Annotated in this window: 15 protein-coding genes; 1 reads left to right on the top strand and 14 read right to left on the bottom strand. The window is 70.9% G+C overall.

Annotated features, from left to right (window positions below):
- Window positions 1-165: 165 nt before the first annotated feature.
- Window positions 166-1,128 carry an IclR family transcriptional regulator gene (locus tag VGI02_RS22775; protein WP_331631149.1) on the top strand — a complete coding sequence of 321 codons (963 nt, stop codon included), beginning with the start codon at window positions 166-168 and terminating at the stop codon, window positions 1,126-1,128.
- Here the strand turns inward: VGI02_RS22775 and VGI02_RS22780 are convergent.
- The 14 genes from VGI02_RS22780 to VGI02_RS22845 all read right to left on the bottom strand — a co-directional run.
- Window positions 1,109-2,911 (bottom strand): sigma-54-dependent Fis family transcriptional regulator, encoded by a 1,803-nt coding sequence (locus tag VGI02_RS22780; RefSeq protein WP_331631151.1) that lies wholly within the window; start codon window positions 2,909-2,911, stop codon window positions 1,109-1,111. The genes VGI02_RS22775 and VGI02_RS22780 overlap by 20 nt on opposite strands.
- 127 nt (window positions 2,912-3,038) lie before the next feature.
- Window positions 3,039-4,232: an Nramp family divalent metal transporter gene (locus tag VGI02_RS22785; protein WP_414638351.1), complete on the bottom strand. Its 1,194-nt coding sequence runs from the start codon at window positions 4,230-4,232 to the stop codon at window positions 3,039-3,041.
- Between the two features lie 21 nt (window positions 4,233-4,253).
- Entirely contained in the window at window positions 4,254-4,784 is a 531-nt protein-coding gene (locus VGI02_RS22790; protein WP_331631155.1) for a bifunctional nuclease family protein, read from the bottom strand.
- 44 nt (window positions 4,785-4,828) lie between these two features.
- Complete coding sequence (locus VGI02_RS22795; RefSeq protein WP_331631157.1) at window positions 4,829-5,104, bottom strand: hypothetical protein; 276 nt, start codon at window positions 5,102-5,104, stop codon at window positions 4,829-4,831.
- Window positions 5,101-5,790, bottom strand: a complete 690-nt coding sequence (locus VGI02_RS22800; RefSeq protein WP_331631159.1) for a hypothetical protein — start codon at window positions 5,788-5,790, stop codon at window positions 5,101-5,103. The genes VGI02_RS22795 and VGI02_RS22800 overlap by 4 nt, the downstream gene beginning before the upstream one ends.
- Complete coding sequence (locus tag VGI02_RS22805; protein ID WP_331631161.1) at window positions 5,787-6,380, bottom strand: hypothetical protein; 594 nt, start codon at window positions 6,378-6,380, stop codon at window positions 5,787-5,789. The genes VGI02_RS22800 and VGI02_RS22805 overlap by 4 nt, the downstream gene beginning before the upstream one ends.
- A gap of 25 nt (window positions 6,381-6,405) precedes the next feature.
- Window positions 6,406-7,137, bottom strand: a complete 732-nt coding sequence (locus VGI02_RS22810) for a metal-sulfur cluster assembly factor (protein WP_331631163.1) — start codon at window positions 7,135-7,137, stop codon at window positions 6,406-6,408.
- Window positions 7,134-8,177, bottom strand: a complete 1,044-nt coding sequence (locus tag VGI02_RS22815) for an amidohydrolase family protein (RefSeq protein WP_331631165.1) — start codon at window positions 8,175-8,177, stop codon at window positions 7,134-7,136. Before VGI02_RS22815 ends, VGI02_RS22810 begins: the two co-directional genes overlap by 4 nt.
- Window positions 8,178-8,238: 61 nt before the next feature.
- Window positions 8,239-9,267, bottom strand: coding sequence for an NAD(P)-dependent alcohol dehydrogenase (locus VGI02_RS22820; RefSeq protein ID WP_331631167.1), 1,029 nt, complete (start codon window positions 9,265-9,267; stop codon window positions 8,239-8,241).
- 63 nt (window positions 9,268-9,330) lie between these two features.
- Window positions 9,331-11,019: a chaperonin GroEL gene (gene groL, locus VGI02_RS22825; protein WP_331631169.1), complete on the bottom strand. Its 1,689-nt coding sequence runs from the start codon at window positions 11,017-11,019 to the stop codon at window positions 9,331-9,333.
- Window positions 11,020-11,124: 105 nt separating this feature from the next.
- Window positions 11,125-11,502, bottom strand: a complete 378-nt coding sequence (gene mimD / locus VGI02_RS22830) for a propane 2-monooxygenase effector subunit MimD (RefSeq protein WP_331631171.1) — start codon at window positions 11,500-11,502, stop codon at window positions 11,125-11,127.
- Window positions 11,499-12,686: a ferritin family protein gene (locus tag VGI02_RS22835; protein ID WP_331631173.1), complete on the bottom strand. Its 1,188-nt coding sequence runs from the start codon at window positions 12,684-12,686 to the stop codon at window positions 11,499-11,501. The genes mimD and VGI02_RS22835 overlap by 4 nt, the downstream gene beginning before the upstream one ends.
- Entirely contained in the window at window positions 12,683-13,741 is a 1,059-nt protein-coding gene (locus VGI02_RS22840; protein ID WP_331631175.1) for an NADH:ubiquinone reductase (Na(+)-transporting) subunit F, read from the bottom strand. Before VGI02_RS22840 ends, VGI02_RS22835 begins: the two co-directional genes overlap by 4 nt.
- A 188-nt stretch (window positions 13,742-13,929) precedes the next feature.
- Window positions 13,930-14,698 (bottom strand): ferritin family protein (locus VGI02_RS22845; RefSeq protein WP_527249137.1); only part of this gene is annotated, 769 nt, incomplete at its 5' end.

A 14,698-nucleotide genomic window follows, 5' to 3' on the forward strand; every position in this document is an offset into this window, starting at 1 on the left:
CTGGTCCAACGTCCGGCCACGGCCCTCCGTGCCCGACCCCGGTTCCTCTCGGGGTCGCCCCCGAGGGTGGGGCCGGTGTGAGGCCCCGAACCGCCCGTCTCAGGGCCTCCACCTGTCCCACATCGAGACAGGCACCCGGGCCCCGGCACTCCTACTGTTCATGGTGTGAGCGAGGACACGTCGGGCGCGCGGTCACTGAAGACGGCGGCGATGGTCCTGCGAGCGCTGCGGCTGCTCGGGGACCATCCGGAAGGTCTGTCGCCCGCCGACATCGGCGCTCACCTGGGAAAGAGCCCGGCCACCGCGCGCTACATGGTCAACACCCTCGTGGAGGCGGGGTTCGCCCGCCGCGACGCCTCCGGGCGATGCCGACTGGGGGCGGCGCCGCCCTGGGGTGCCTGGATACCGACCGGGGCGGGCGCCGAGCCCGCTCCCATCCCCGACCTGAGCCCTGGGGACCCCGCGCCCGGCGCGATCCTCGCGGAGGCCGTCACCGAGCTGTACCGCCGCACCCGGCAGCGGGCCTACCTGGTCCGGCGCACCGGGTCCGTCGTCGCGAGCATCTCCGACGTCCGCGGCCACCAGGGGCTCGCCCGCCTCCCGGGGCTCGAGACCCACATCCCGCCGGAGCGGGCGCACGCGCTGGGCCTGACGAAGGTGCTCCTCGCCGCGTCGCCGGTCTACCGCGAGGCGGTGTGCAGCGAGCCGCTCGCCGCGCTCACCCCGCAGACCGTCACCTGCCCGGTGCGGTTCGGACACGAGCTCGACGACATCGCGGAGCGCGGCTGGGCGCTCGACGACGGCGAGTTCGCGTCCGGCTTCGCGACGGTCGCCGCGCCGGTGGTGGCCCCGTCGGGGACGTCCACGGTGGCCATCGGGGTGTCCTGCTCGACGCGCAGGCTCGCCGCGCAGCGCGACGAGCTGGTGGCCGCGGTGGTCGAGGTCGCCGCCGTGGCGCGCGGGCAGTGGCGCACGGACGGGTGCGACGACGACTGCGGGCTCGGCCCGGCCGAGCACGCCGAGAGCTCCGGCACCGATCACCGCCCGACGGCCGACCTCCGACCGCTCCAGCGCACGGGCACCCTCCGGCGCCGGCCGGGTCGGACGGTCAGCGTCCGACGTCGGTGAGGCCGAACGCCCGCAGGCGCCGGTAGAGGGTCGCGCGGCCCATCCCCAGCGCGGAGGCCGCCTTCACCCGGTTGCCCCGCGCCTCGATCAGGGCGCCGACGATGAGGTCGCGCTCGGCGGCCTCGAGCGGCGTCAGGCGCCTGCGGGTGCCGTGCACGGCGACCTCGGCCGGCAGGTCCCCCGCCCCGATGTCCCCCGCGGGCCGCGCGACCAGTGCGCGACGCAGCACGTCCTCGACCTGGGCGACGTTGCCGGGCCACCGGGCGCCCCCGAGCAGGGCCATCGCCTCGGGGGTACACCGCACCCGACGTCCGGGCGCGAGGCGCGCGAGCAGGGCCTCGACCAGCGGGCCGACGTCCTCGGGACGGCGGCGCAACGGCTCGATGGCGAGCGACCCGGCGAACCGGCCGAGCACCTCGTGCACCGCGCGGCCCTCCCCGAGCTCGTCGCCCGTGACCAGGGCGGCCACCCACATGTCGGGCGCCGCGGCGTCCAGCAGCTGCGCGAGGGCCGCCGCACCGCGCCCGTCGAGCGCCTCGACCCGGCGTACGACCACCGTCGCCGGGTCGGTCCCGAGCTCGACGGGCAGCGTGGCGAGCTCCTCCGCCGCGGTGGCCACCTCACCGTCGACGACCACGTGACGCGCGGCGGGGCGGACCTCGCGGTGCGCGGCGCGCACCGCGGCCGCCTTGCCGACGCCGGTCTCCCCGAGCACGAGGGTGCTGCGCACCGCGCCCGCGGCGGCCCGCAGGGCCGCCGAGGTGCTGCGCCACGAGCGGGAGGTCCCGGCGAGCCCGACGAGGGGACGTGCGGGCGGGGCCGCGGCGGGGCCGCGCGAGGGGATGCCGCCCGTCCCGCCGCCGCTCCCGGCGAGGCGCAGCGTGCTCGTGCTGCGGACGACCTCGACGACGACGCCCGACGGGCGGTGCGCGGGGGACGGCGTGAACAGCAGCCGGACCGGGCCGTCGGCCAGCAGGACCCGTTCCTCGCCGGGGCCGCCGCGGCGGTGCTCGGCGGCGTGGCGGGCGACGACGTCACGGTCCTCCGGGTCGAGGGTCTCGTGCGCGGCGCGGTTGGCGATGACGAAGTCCTCGGCGAGGGCGAGGACCGGCCCCCGGGCGCGCACGCAGGCGGACCGGAAGGCGGCCATGACGGCACGGGCCCCCGCGCTCCCCCGTTCGCGCAGCACCTCCTCGATGTCCTTGGCGGTCTGCCGGGCGAGGAAGCGCATGAGGTCGTTGGCCTCGGCGGCGAGGCAGGTCACGTCGAGGACGCCGGCGAGCGAGCCGCCGGGCCGGTAGACCGGCGCGCCCGCGCAGGCGAAGGAGCGCAGCCGGTCGGTGAAGTGCTCGGCGCCGATCACCATGGCGTGGGCCGAGCCCTCGAGCGCGGTGCCGACCCCGTTCGTCCCGGCGAACTCCTCGGCGTAGCTGAAGCCCGGGGCGAGCGAGATGGCGTCGAGCCTGCGCCGCAGTTCGCCCTCCCCGACCCGCCGGTCGAGGACGTTGCCCTCGCCGTCGGAGAGCACGACGGCGACCGCCATGCCGGAGAGCCGCTCGGTGAGGTCGTCGAGGACCGGCCGGGCGCAGTGCACCAGGCTGCCCTCGAAGTCCAGGTCCGGGTCGTAGGGCAGCGCGAGATGGTCGGCGTCGACCCCGGCCCGGCGCGACCGTTCCCAGGACAGCACGATCTCCGGACGAACCACTCCCCGCTCGTCGACCGTGCCGTCGCCCAGGAACCGTTCCCGGGCGCGGTCGAGGCCGGGATCGGTCCGTGCGTCCATGGGCCACCTCGCCTGCTGCGCCCGTTCGACCTCGAAGGACGCGCAACCGGCGATGGTAGGCGTGATCGGCACCACGACGCGACCCCCGGACGTCTCGATCCGAGACACCGGCCGTCCGTGTCCGGTGTCAGCCGGCGATGGTGTCCACCAGGAGCACGACGTTGAGGCACACGACGACGGCGCTGATGGTCCCGAGCACGGCCGTCATCCCCCGCCCGATGGCCTCCGTCCCGAGCACCTGCTCGTCGCGGGCCACCTTGAGCAGGGCGTAGAGCGCGAAGGGGATGCCGAACGAGAGCACCACCTGGCTGCCCACCAGCGCCGTCGTCGGGCTGGTGCCCACCGCCAGCAGGATCAGCGCGGGCAGCATCGTCACCGAGCGGCGGATCGTCGGCGAGAGCCGGATGTCGACGAAGCCCTCCATGACGACCTGACCGGAGTAGGTCCCGACGGCGGCCGAGGAGAGCCCGCTGGCCAGGAGCGTCGCCGCGAACGCCAGCGCGACGGCGCCGCCCGCGAACTGCCCCAGCCCGGCGTGGGCCGCCTCGAGACCGTCCACGCCCTCCCCCGCGGGCCCGACACCGAACACCCGCGCCGCGACGAGCAGCATCGCGAGGTTCACCAACCCGGCGATCGTCAGCGCGCCGATCACCTCGGTGCGCTGGAACCGGAGCAGGCGTGACCGCCCGGGCCTGCCGACCCCGCGGGAGCGCCCGGCGGCGAGCGCGGAGTGGGCGTAGATCGCGTGCGGCATCACGGTCGCGCCGACGATCCCGACCGCGAGGACCAGCTGGGCAGAGTCGTCGAGGCCCGGCACGAGCCCCGCCGCCACACCCCCCGGGTCGATCCCGACCGAGAAGAGCTGGAACCCGACGCCTGCGACGACGAACGCCAGGAACGCGACGATGCCGACCTCGAAGGGCCGGTGGCCGTGCCGTTGCAGCGCGAGCACCCCGAACGCGATCACCGCGGTGATCAGCCCCGACGGCAGCAGCCCCAGCCCGAACAAGAGCTGCAGCCCCACCGCGGCGCCCAGGAACTCCGCGACGTCGGTGGCCATCGCGACCACCTCGGCCTGGAGCCACATCAGCACGCGGGTGGGCTTCCCCATCACCTGCCGACAGGTGCGCGGCAGGCTGCGTCCGGTGACGATGCCGACCTTCGCCGCCACGAACTGGACCGGCATCGCCATCAGACCGGCCGCCACCACCACCCAGGCGAGCGCGTATCCCGAGGTCGCCCCGGCGACGCTGTTGGTGGCGATGTTCCCGGGGTCGACGTAGGCGACGGACGCCACGAAGGCCGGGCCGGCGAGAACCACCGGAGGTCGTCGGAACACGGGTCAGCGATCCTGTCCCGACTCGGGCGGTTCGGGGGCCGGACCGGATCCCCCGAAATCGTCCGCGGTGATCTGGTCGAGGAAGTCGCGCATCTCGTCGACCTCCTTGCTCTGGGGGTGCGGATCGTCGCCCTGCAGTTCCTTCCACGACTGCCCGGCGCGCTCCATCACCTCGTCGGCCACCCCGATGGGCAGCGCGTCACGCACCGCCAGGGCGAGCGCGTCGCTCGGCCGGGCCCGGACCCGGGAACCGTCGTCGAGGACCAGGACCGCGTGGAAGCGGTCGTCGACGAGGTCGGTGATCTCCGCGCCGGTCAGGGTGTGGCCGAGCGCCGCCGCCACGTCCGCGACGAGGTCCTGGGTGAGGCGGGAGTCGTCGTCGCGTGCCGGGTGCGGGCCCTGGGCCATGACCTCGGCCTGCTGCGGCCGGACGGAGACGACGAGGCACCGGTCCTCGTCGGCGTCGCCCAGTACCGCCAGCGGCTCACGCGTCATCGCGTGGACCACGAGCGTCACCAGGTGAAGCTCCTGCACGTCGACCTCCTCCCCGTCCGTCCCCACCCCGTCACCGTAGTGACTCAGCGTCCCTCGGGTCCGGTCTCCGAGTCCACCGGGGTGAACAGGGACCGGATCTCGGCGAGCTGGTCCTGGATCTGCTCGGGGTCCTGTCCCCGCGCCCACGAGGGGTCGCCCGGGGCGATCCCGAGCGACCGGAGCAGCTCCCCGGCCGGCTCGGAGGGGTCGCCCGCCTCGCCGAGCACGGGGTGCAGACCCTGCGCGGACAGATGATCGAACACGAGGTGCACCACCGACCAGGGGTTGAAGCGCTCCTCGCTGCCGGGCTCCTGACTCACGACGACGTCTCCTTACCGTCGCCGCCCCCGGAGGCACCGTCCGCGGGGCCGCCGGGCGCGGACTCGTCGTCGGGTCCGGGCGGCGGGCGCCCGTCCCCGGTCACCTCGATCTCGTCGAGGGTCTCCAGTTCCTTCTCCGTCAGCGCCGCGGCCCCGGCGAGCACCGTCTCCTGGTGCTCGGCGATCCGGGTGTCGACGAGCTGGGTCAGCGCGAAGACGAGCGCGCCGGTCTGGCGCACCGTCTGCTCGTCGACCGGTACCTGCCTGCTGGACGTGATCGCGACGCCCGCGGGCTTGCCCTCGGCGACCGCGACCCCGACGGTGAACTCCTCGCGGGGGTTGGCGGCCGGGTCGGCGAAGTGCTTCTTCAGCCGGCGGAGCATCCGGTGCCAGGCGAGCTTCTCGCCCTGCAGCTCGAGACCCTCGATGTCGTCCTCGGTCAGGCCCATGCCCCGCTCGCCGCCGGCGAAGCAGCGCGAGTAGGAGATGAGCGCGGTCGTCCAGAGGGACTCGACGACGACCTCGTCGACCTGCTTGCCGACGCCGGGCCGGACCTCGCTGACGAGCCGCTCACAGCAGAGCAGCACGGTCTGCAGCTCCTCGAACATCGCCGCGAGATCCGCGAGCGCCGCCGCAGCGGGCGAGCCGATCCGCCGCACGGTGTGCGGCGCGGTGGCCTGGCTCATGCCGTCATCGCCTCTCGTGGGTGGTGGTGGGTGTCCACGGCGCTGTCGGTGCCGACCGCGTCCAGTGCATCGTCGAGCAGGGCCGCGAGGACGCGGTCCCGCTCCGGGCCACCGGCGGGGCCGGCGACCGCGAGAACCGCGTGGAAGGCCCCGACGAGCTCGTCGAGCGCGCCGAGGCCGACCGCGACCAGCGCGGCCCGCGGGAGCCGGGCGCGGAGCCCGTCGGGCAGTACCCGGGCCAGTCGTCCGCGGGCCCGGCGGCTGCGGGCGATCCGACGGCGGGCCGTCGGATCGCCCGGTGAGTGGGCGAGCACCGTCATCGCGCACACCTCGACCAGACGCCAGGTCAGCCCCGGGTCGTCGCGCTCCGCGCGGCGCAGCCGCTCGGCACGACTCACCAGGTCCGCACGCCCGGCGTCGGACGTGCGGTCGTTGACCTGCATGACCAGCGCCGCGAGCGCCGGGTGGGTGCAGTGCGGCAGCGGCCCGAAACGTCCCCCGTCGAGCACGGAGACATACTCCATCAGGCAGCAGCCCGCACCGCGGTCGGGATGGTTGCCGCGATCGAGACGGATCGCGTCGCGCGACATGGTGTCGCTCCTCTCACGGGTGCGGTCAGCTCGCGTCGTGCTGGAGCCCGTATCGGGCGGCGAGCTGGCCGCGGCAGATGCTCGTGTTGGCCTCGACGCCGACCTGGAACGAGCGTGCCTTGCGCAGGTGCAGGGGCAGCGCCTCGACACCGACCTTGCGCCCGCTCGGGTCCACGACCAGCGGGTCGGTGTCCTCGGACGGGATCCCGAGCTCACGTCGCCGCGTCCGCAACCGGGTCAGATCCGCCGACGCCGGGGCGTCGGCGAGCGTCATCGCCGCCAGTTCCTCGGGGGAGTTCCCCGCCCTCGCGAGCGGCCCGACGACCAGGTCGGTCCCGGCCATGAGCGCGCGCTCGGTGAACTGCCTGCGGAGCGTGTCGAGCTCCTCCACCGCCTCACCGACCTCGGTGCCGGCCATGGAGTGCACGAACCCGGCACGGGCCGCCACACCCCGGTTGATGGCGTCGGAGGCGAAGTGGTCGACCAGCTCCACGTCCACGTCGGTGAGCCCGTCGACCGTCGAGACGGCGTCCCAGGCGTCCGCGACCATGAGGAACGCGAAGTTCGGCGCGCAGAAATAGGTGGGGAGGCGCAGTCGCACGTGCGCGATCCGGCTCTCGTCGACCTCGAGCGAGCCGACGAAATCGAGCGAGACGACGTCGTTGTCCAGCTCGGGGTCGCGCACCGTGCGCAGCGCCTCCCACACCCGCCCGACGACCTCTTCGGTCGTCGGGCGGGCGAGGAAGGAGATGCTCACGCCTGCGCCACCTCCCGCTCGTCGACGAGCTGCGCGCCGTCGCCCGCGGGCAGCTGGCACTCCTTGGGGACCTCGATGCCGTAGAGCTTGGCGGCGTTGAGGCCGAGGATCTTCTTCTTGCCGTCCGTGCCGAGACGCGGGTAGTCGGAGAACTCGTCGGACGGGTAGTCCCAGTCCACGAGGCCCTCGATCTGCCACTTCGGGGTCCAGATGTTGTAGTCCGACCCGAAGGTCATCTTGTCCTCGCCGACCCAGAAGAGCAGCTCGCCCATGACCTTGGCGAAGAACTTCGGGCGGGCGTGCATGAGGCCGCCGATGACGACCGAGAGGCCCGCGTAGACGTTGGGCTCCTGCGTCGCCATGAAGCAGAAGTCCTCGATACGCGGCAGGCCCACGTGCTCGACGATGAAGTTCAGGCCCTGGAAGTCCGTGGCCGCGTGGTCGACGTCCGCGACGTCGAACGCGTCCTTGTCCAGGGGCCAGATGGTCGGGCCCTTGTGGACGTGGATGTTCTTGATCCCGAGTTCCTGGGCCCGCTCGAGGAAGCGGTAGCACTCCGGGTCGGTGAGCTTGTAGCCGCGCGAATCGCCGTTCCACTCCGCGGTGTAGAGCTTCGCGCCGAGCGGCTTGTACTTCGCGACGTTCGCCTCGAACTCCCGCATGCCGGCGTCGCCGTCGCGCGGGTCGAAGCGCGTGTTCACCCGGAACTTGTCCGGGTACTTCTCGAACAGCGAACCGTTGCGCTCCGTGGTGTTGAAGCCGTTCGTGTACCACTCACGCAGGTAGGTCGACTGGAAGATCGCGACGTCGACGTACCCCTCCTCGAACTCCTCGCGCATCAGCTGCTCTTCGGAGACCTTCTGGAACTCCTCGATCGGCTGGTGCGTCTCGGCCGGGCCGAGGCCCTGGTAGGCGTGGAAGCACTCGATCCAGCCCTTGGCGTACTGCTCGGCGCCCTTGACCCAGTTCGCAGGCGACGCGTCCCAGAAGTGCATGTGGGAGTCGACGATGAAGTACTTCTCGCCATCTTTTTCGTACATGTTCGAGTGCCTCCGCGACGATCGTTGTGGTGGATGCGGAAATTCAGGGAATTCAGGTGGATCAGGGAACGAGAATCGCCCGGCCGCGGACCTTCCCCGCGTCGAGGTCGTGCAGGGCGTCCAGCGCCCCCGAGAGCGGGTACTGGACCGTGTGGAGGGTGACCTTGCCCGCCTGGGCGAGCACCATCAGTTCGGCGAGATCGTTGTAGGTGCCCACGATGTTGCCGATGGCGTTCTTCTCACCGGCCACGAAATCCAGGGTCGGGGCGCGGAACTCGCCGCCGTAACCCAGCACGAAGCAGTAGCCGGCCGGGCCGGTCATCGCCCAGGCGTCGAGCTCGGCGCCCTGCTCGGCGACGAAGTCGAACACGACCGTCGCGCCGCCCCCGGTCAGGTCCTGCACCGCGGCGACGTGGTTGCCGTCGGCGACCACGGTCTCGTCGGCGCCGATCTGCTTCGCGAGCTCGAGCGCGGCCGGGTTGCGGTCCACCACGATGATCTTGGTGGCGGTCAGCGCCGCCAGCGCCTGCACCGCGATGTGGCCGAGCCCGCCGACACCCTGCACCACCGCGGTGGTGCCCGGGTACAGGTACGGGACCGACTTGCGCACCGCGTGGTACGCGGTGATCCCCGCGTCGGCCAGCGCCGCGACATCGGCGGGGTTGGTCGACGGGTCCAGCTTCACGCACGCCCGCGCGGTGGTGCGCAGGTACTCCGCCATGCCGCCGTCGTTGTTCGACAGCCCCGGGAAGAACGCGTCCCCGGTGCACTGCATGTCGCGCCCGGACCGGCACGACAGGCACAGCCCACAGGAGGGCTGGGGGTGCAGGATCACCGTGTCGCCGACCTTGACGTTGGTGACCGCGTCGCCGATCTCGTGGACCCAGCCGGCGTTCTCGTGCCCGATGACATAGGGCAGCGCCGGGTTCTGGATCGCTTCCCAGTCCCCGTTGACGATGTGCAGATCGGTCCGGCACACCCCGGCGCCGCCGACCTTCACGATCACGTCCAACGGCCCCTGGAGCTTCGGCTCCGGAATGTCGTCGATCGATGGATCCGATTTGTACTCGTGCACGCGCACGGCCTTCACGACAGGCTCCTCTCCGTCACAACACTGGGTCGGTCAGCGGGCTGCACGGCCCCTTCGTCTGTCTCAGCCCATCGACGGGCCGAGGCCCATCGACTGGGGCGTGCTGGCGTCCGGCGAGGGCTGGGGGATGCCTTCGTCGAGCGGGCCGTACTCGGTCATGAGCGCCTTGTTCCACGGGGTCGTCTCCTCGGCCACCAGCGAGTTGGTGGTGAGGATCAGGCCCGCGACGGAGGCGCCGTTCTGCAGGGCCGACCGCACGACGCGCAGCGGGTCGATGATGCCGAGCTCGATCATGTTGCCGAACCGGCCCTCGAGCGCGTCGAACCCGTCGTCGAGCCCCATGTCGCGGACCCGCTTGACGACGTCGGCGCTCTCGTAGCCCGAGTTGCTCGCGATGAGGGAGACCGGCTCGGGCAGCGCGGCGCGGACGATCTCGGCGCCGGTCCGGTAGTCACCGCTCAGTTCGAGGCCGTCGTCGAGGGCGGCCTCCGCGTGCAGCAGGGCCGCTCCGCCGCCGGCGACGATGCCCTCCGCCATCGCCGCGCGGGTCGCCTGCAGCGAGTCGTCGACGCGGTGGCGGATCTCCTTGAGCTCCGCGTTGGTGGGCGCACCGACCTGCAGGATGGCCGCCTTGCCGGAGAGCCGGGCGATGCGCTCGGAGAACCAGTCCTCGTCGGTGCCGATCGTGGCGCGGTCCATCTCGGTGCGCAGCTGGGCCACCCGCGTCTCGCGGGCCGCCGGGTCGCCGCCCCCGGCGATGATGACCGTGTGCTCGCTGGCCGCGCGGACCTGACGGGCGGTACCGAGGTGCTCGACGCCCATCTGCTCCAGCGCGAACGCCGACGCCTTGGACTGGACCTTGCCGCCGCAGAGGGCCGCCATGTCCTCGAGCAGGTGGACGCGCTTCTCGCCGAAGCCGGGCGCCTGGATGCAGGTGACCTTGAGGTGCCCGTTGACGTGGTTGTGCACGAGCATCTGGAGGGCGGAGCCCTCGACCTTCTCGGCGACGATCACCAGCGGCCGCGGGTCACGCATGATCTTCTCGAGGACCGGCATGAGCGTCCGGACGTCGGTGATCTTCTCGGCGCAGAACAGCATGTACGGCTCGTCGAGGACGGCGAGCATGGCGCCCGGGTCGGTGACCAGGTAGGGCGACATGTAGCCGTTGTCGAACTCGAAGTCCTCGACGAAGTTGACCTGCAGGCCGTGGATCGGCCCGTCGTCGACGGTGATCACGCCGTCGTCGCCGACGGTCTGCAGCGTCTGCGCCACGACGCGGCCGATGGTCTCGTCGTCGTTCGCCGAGATCGAGGCGACGCGGGCGAGCGACTCCACGTCCTCGACCGGGTGGGCGACGCTCGAGAGGTGGTCGACGATCTTGCTGACCGCGAGGTCGATGCCCCGCTTGACGAGGACGGGATTGCCGCCGGAACCGATCGCCTTCAGGCCCTCGCGGACGATCGCCTGGGCGATGACGGTGGCCGTCGTGGTGCCGTCACCGACGACGTCGTTGGTCTTGACCGCAGCTTCCTTGAGAACCTGCGCGCCCATGTTCTCGAACGGGTCGCGCAGATAGATCTCCCGAGCGATCGTCACCCCGTCGTTGGTCACCTCGGGCGTGCCGGTGATCTTCTCCAGGATGACGTTGCGCCCCTTGGGACCCAGGGTCGACTTGACGGCCTCGGCGAGCTGATCCACCCCCGCCTGCAGGGCGTGACGGGCGTCGGCGCCGAATCGCAGTTCCTTGGCCATGACCTCTCTTCTCCAGGGAAATAGGGGTGACGATTACCGGGCCGGATCGCCGGCCAGGCCCCCGCGACGGGCGGTGGCCGGCGATCCGACATACGAATCCGGGTGCTACTTGTTCACCACGGGCGGGAGCATGTCGCCGATGAACTCGGCGGCCTCCTCCAGGTTGCCGAACATCACGGTCCGATCGTCCATGTGGACCATCTTCCCGTAGTGCGTCGACATGTTCTCCTCGAACTCGGCGGCGTCGTAGAAGTCGTCCTCCTCGCCGAGCGCCTCGGAGATCTCCGAGTACACGAAGTCCATGCGGCCCACGCAGTCCACGCGGATCATCGCGGGGAGCTCCTGGACCGTCACGTTCTCCTGACGGTTCATGACCTCGGCCACGACGGCGCCGACCTGATTGTTCATCAGGGTCACGCCGGCCATGCCGGACTCGGTGTTGTTCTGCTTGTACGGGCTCTCGGCCGTCTTGAACTGCGTCACTGGGAGAGCTCCTTCGGGGTCTCGAGACCGAGATCCGTCAGGATCCCGGAGAAGCGGCTCTTGGCCTGGTCGAGGCTGTCCTCGAATCGGGGGGGCTTCGCGTCGGGCTGCGACCAGAGGGGCTGCATCTGGCGGGCGGCCTCGAGGCACTGGGGAACCCAGTTCTTCAGCCAGCCGTTCATGATGCTCTTGTTGTGCTCAGCGAACTCGCGGTCCTGGGTGAGCGGCCCGAAGCAGGCCTGCGTCCAGCGCAGGTCACGCTGGGCGTAGTCGTACTCTCCGGAGCCGACGACGGTCGGGGTGACGTAGTCGCCGTTGCCCGCCGCGGACTGCATGACCAGCCTCGACCGGAAGAGCTCGCCGAGCAGCGGCTCGAAGACGATGTTGGTAGCGAAGATCATCTCGCCCCAGTCGTCGTTCACCGCGGTCAGCGCCTCGGTCACCTTGCGGACGCCCTGCCACTCGGCGTCGGAGTTCCAGGCCTCCAGGTGGGCCGCACCGTCGAAGCCCTCGATCTCCTCGGTGAGGGTGAGGTTGTAGAGCGCGAGGTCCTGGGCGAAACGAATCTTGTGCTCGCTGTTCACGGCCATGGCCGTGTTGTGCATGTTCGTCGGCCCGGAGCGGTTGCTGGCCGCGAACACGTACAGCCCGAGGATGTGCTCGATGTGCATCCAGGCGCCGACGTTGCGCTCGACGAAGCGCGTCCAGTTCGGGGTCCACTGCTCGAACGCCTTCGTGGTGCGGGCGTTCTCGACGTTCTGGGTCACCTGCCGGACAACGTTGGCGTTGTACCGGTACATCGTGAGTTCCCACTCCTCGTTGGGATCACGGAACTCGTGCCAGCCGTGGGCGGGCCAGTTCTGTACCGGCTTGCCGCCGGATCCGGGGCCGCGCACCGGCTCGGGGTCGTCGACGCCCCACGCCTTCAGCTTGGTCCAGGTGAGCGGGTAGCCGTTGGAGCCGTCGGCGAAGCCGTAGATCCAGCCCTGGGTCAGGTAGTGGCGGGGGTCCGGCTGGACCTCGACGGTGACGTCCTCGTAGTGGGTCTGCTTGCGCTTCGCGGGCTTGAAGTAGTTGTAGCGGCGGGCCGACGGACCGGAGTCGGGGAATTCTTTCGCCCCCGCCTCGGCGTCGGTGAACACCGGCTTCGGAACACTGCGTTCGCTGCTCTCGGCTGTCGTCATGTGTTGCCCTCGTCCTCTGGCTCTCCGGTCGTCGTGAACTTGTCGAAGTAGATGTGTCGTTCATCCACACCGCTCTGTGTCAGCAGGGCGATCGCCGCGTCGACCATCGGCGGCGGCCCGCACACATAGGCATCCCTGCCTTTCAGGTCCGGTTCGTTCGCGCGGACCACCTCGGTGATGAGGCCGGTCGCGCCGTCCCAGTCGTGGCCGTCGGGCTCCGAGAGGGCGGGCACGTAACGGAACGAGGGGAGCTCCTCCTCGAGGGCGCGGAGCTCCTTCTCGAAGCAGAGGTCGGCCTTGGTGCGGGCCCCGTAGTAGAGGACGGCCTTCCGCGGTGTCTCCTTCTCGGCGAGCGCGCGCAGCAGCCCGAGCAGCGGAGCCATTCCGGCGCCGCCGCCGACGAAGACGATGTCCGAGGTACGGCTGTCCCGCAGGGTGCAGGTCCCGAAGGGGGCCTCGACCTCCAGTCGGTCCCCGATCGAGACCTCGTTCGCCAGGAACTGGGAGAACAGGCCGTCGGGGTAGATCTTGATGACGAACTCGAACCGGCCCTCGCGGTTCGGGGTGTTGGCCATGGAGAACGACCGGCTCTCCCCCGAGTCCGGCAGCATGAAGTCCATGTACTGCCCGGGGAAGAACTTGATGTCCTCGCCGGCGACCTGTTGCACGACGAGGTGGCGCATATCGTGCGTCACGGGCTCGTTCGCGAGGACCTCGACCGTGCCCTTGCGCACCGGCAGACCGGAGCGCAGCACTTCTTCGTCGTAGTTGAGGAGCTCGATCACGAGGTCGTCGTAGGCGTGTGCGCGGCAGAGGAGGGTCTGGCCCTCCTCCCGCTCCATGTCGGGCAGGGCGAAGGTCGAGTAACGGTCCAGCTCGATCTCGTCCATGTCGCCCTCGAGGACGAAGGACTTGCAGGCGGCGCACTGGCCTTCCTTGCAGCCGTGCATGAGCTGCACGCCTTGTTCGAACGCGGCACGCAGGATCGTCTGGTCCTCGTCGACCTCGATCTCGATACCGACCGGTTCGAAGCGGACCCGGTGCTTGTCACCCATCGACGACTGACTCCTTGCGAGTAGGGGTTACGACAACGAGGGTCCCGGCCGGGGAGGAGCTCGACGGACGCAGGGCGTCCGGGAAGAAACGGGCCGCGCCGACGAGGCACGGCCCGGGGTACCGCGGGGAGGACCGGGAACGGCCGGTCCTCCCCGCGGCTCACACGGTGTCGATCAGGCGGACCCGATCAGGACTTCACGCCGGCAGGCCGGCCTGCGGGGCCCTGAGCGTTGTAGTCCGCCACGAACGCCTCGCGCTCCGAGTCGTTCATCTCGTTGAGGATGACGTTGGGGCTGGCCACGTGGGGCATGCGCCGCATGTGGTCGAGCGTCCACATCTTCTTCGGGTCGAGATCGAGGTGCGGCTGCGCCGTGAGCGTCTTGCCGTCGTCCCGGACGAAGCCCATGTCCGAGATGACGTCGGCCCAGTTCCACCCGTGGTAGAGCGTCTCCCACTCACGGTGACCGACGAGCTTCCCCATGTTGGGGGTGTCGCGCCCCTGGTACGTCGGACGGAACGCGACGGCGTCCGTCCAGCGGCAGGCCTCGTGGCAGTACGTGCGCCACTGGCCGTCCACCTTGTCGACGACCATGTCCTCGCGCACCAGGCACGGGACCATGCAGGTCCAGCAGCGGTGCGGGTACACGTAGTCGACGTCTTCCGCGACGATCGCGTGGTGGCCGTTCGGCTTCGCCAGACGGTTGTAGTTCTCCCACCACTTGCCGTACCGGTCGTACCAGCCCGGGTACTTGTACTCGAACCACTCGAAGTCCGTGTCGGTCATGCCGTCGATGCGCCAGTAGTTGGCGAGCCACCCGGTGGCGAAGAACTGCGCGACCTCGTGGACGTAGCCCTTGTTCCAGATCTGGTTCCACGACTCCTCGATGAGGTCGTGGGGGATCACCAGGCCGTACTTCTCGAGGGGCAGCAGGTAGGCCCGGTAGTAGTCGTCGTAG

The sequence above is a fragment of the Actinomycetospora sp. genome, from assembly GCF_036497245.1.
In the GTDB taxonomy this organism is placed as follows: Bacteria; Actinomycetota; Actinomycetes; order Mycobacteriales; family Pseudonocardiaceae; genus Actinomycetospora.

What these genes read in the sequence shown, in the direction of transcription:
- VGI02_RS22780 (WP_331631151.1), bottom strand. Translation starts at nt 2,911, where the DNA reads ATGGACGCACGGACCGATCCCGGCCTCGACCGCGCCCGGGAACGGTTC.
- VGI02_RS22800 (WP_331631159.1), bottom strand. Translation starts at nt 5,790, where the DNA reads ATGAGCCAGGCCACCGCGCCGCACACCGTGCGGCGGATCGGCTCGCCC.
- VGI02_RS22805 (WP_331631161.1), bottom strand. Translation starts at nt 6,380, where the DNA reads ATGTCGCGCGACGCGATCCGTCTCGATCGCGGCAACCATCCCGACCGC.
- VGI02_RS22815 (WP_331631165.1), bottom strand. Translation starts at nt 8,177, where the DNA reads ATGTACGAAAAAGATGGCGAGAAGTACTTCATCGTCGACTCCCACATG.
- groL (WP_331631169.1), bottom strand. Translation starts at nt 11,019, where the DNA reads ATGGCCAAGGAACTGCGATTCGGCGCCGACGCCCGTCACGCCCTGCAG.
- VGI02_RS22835 (WP_331631173.1), bottom strand. Translation starts at nt 12,686, where the DNA reads ATGACGACAGCCGAGAGCAGCGAACGCAGTGTTCCGAAGCCGGTGTTC.
- VGI02_RS22840 (WP_331631175.1), bottom strand. Translation starts at nt 13,741, where the DNA reads ATGGGTGACAAGCACCGGGTCCGCTTCGAACCGGTCGGTATCGAGATC.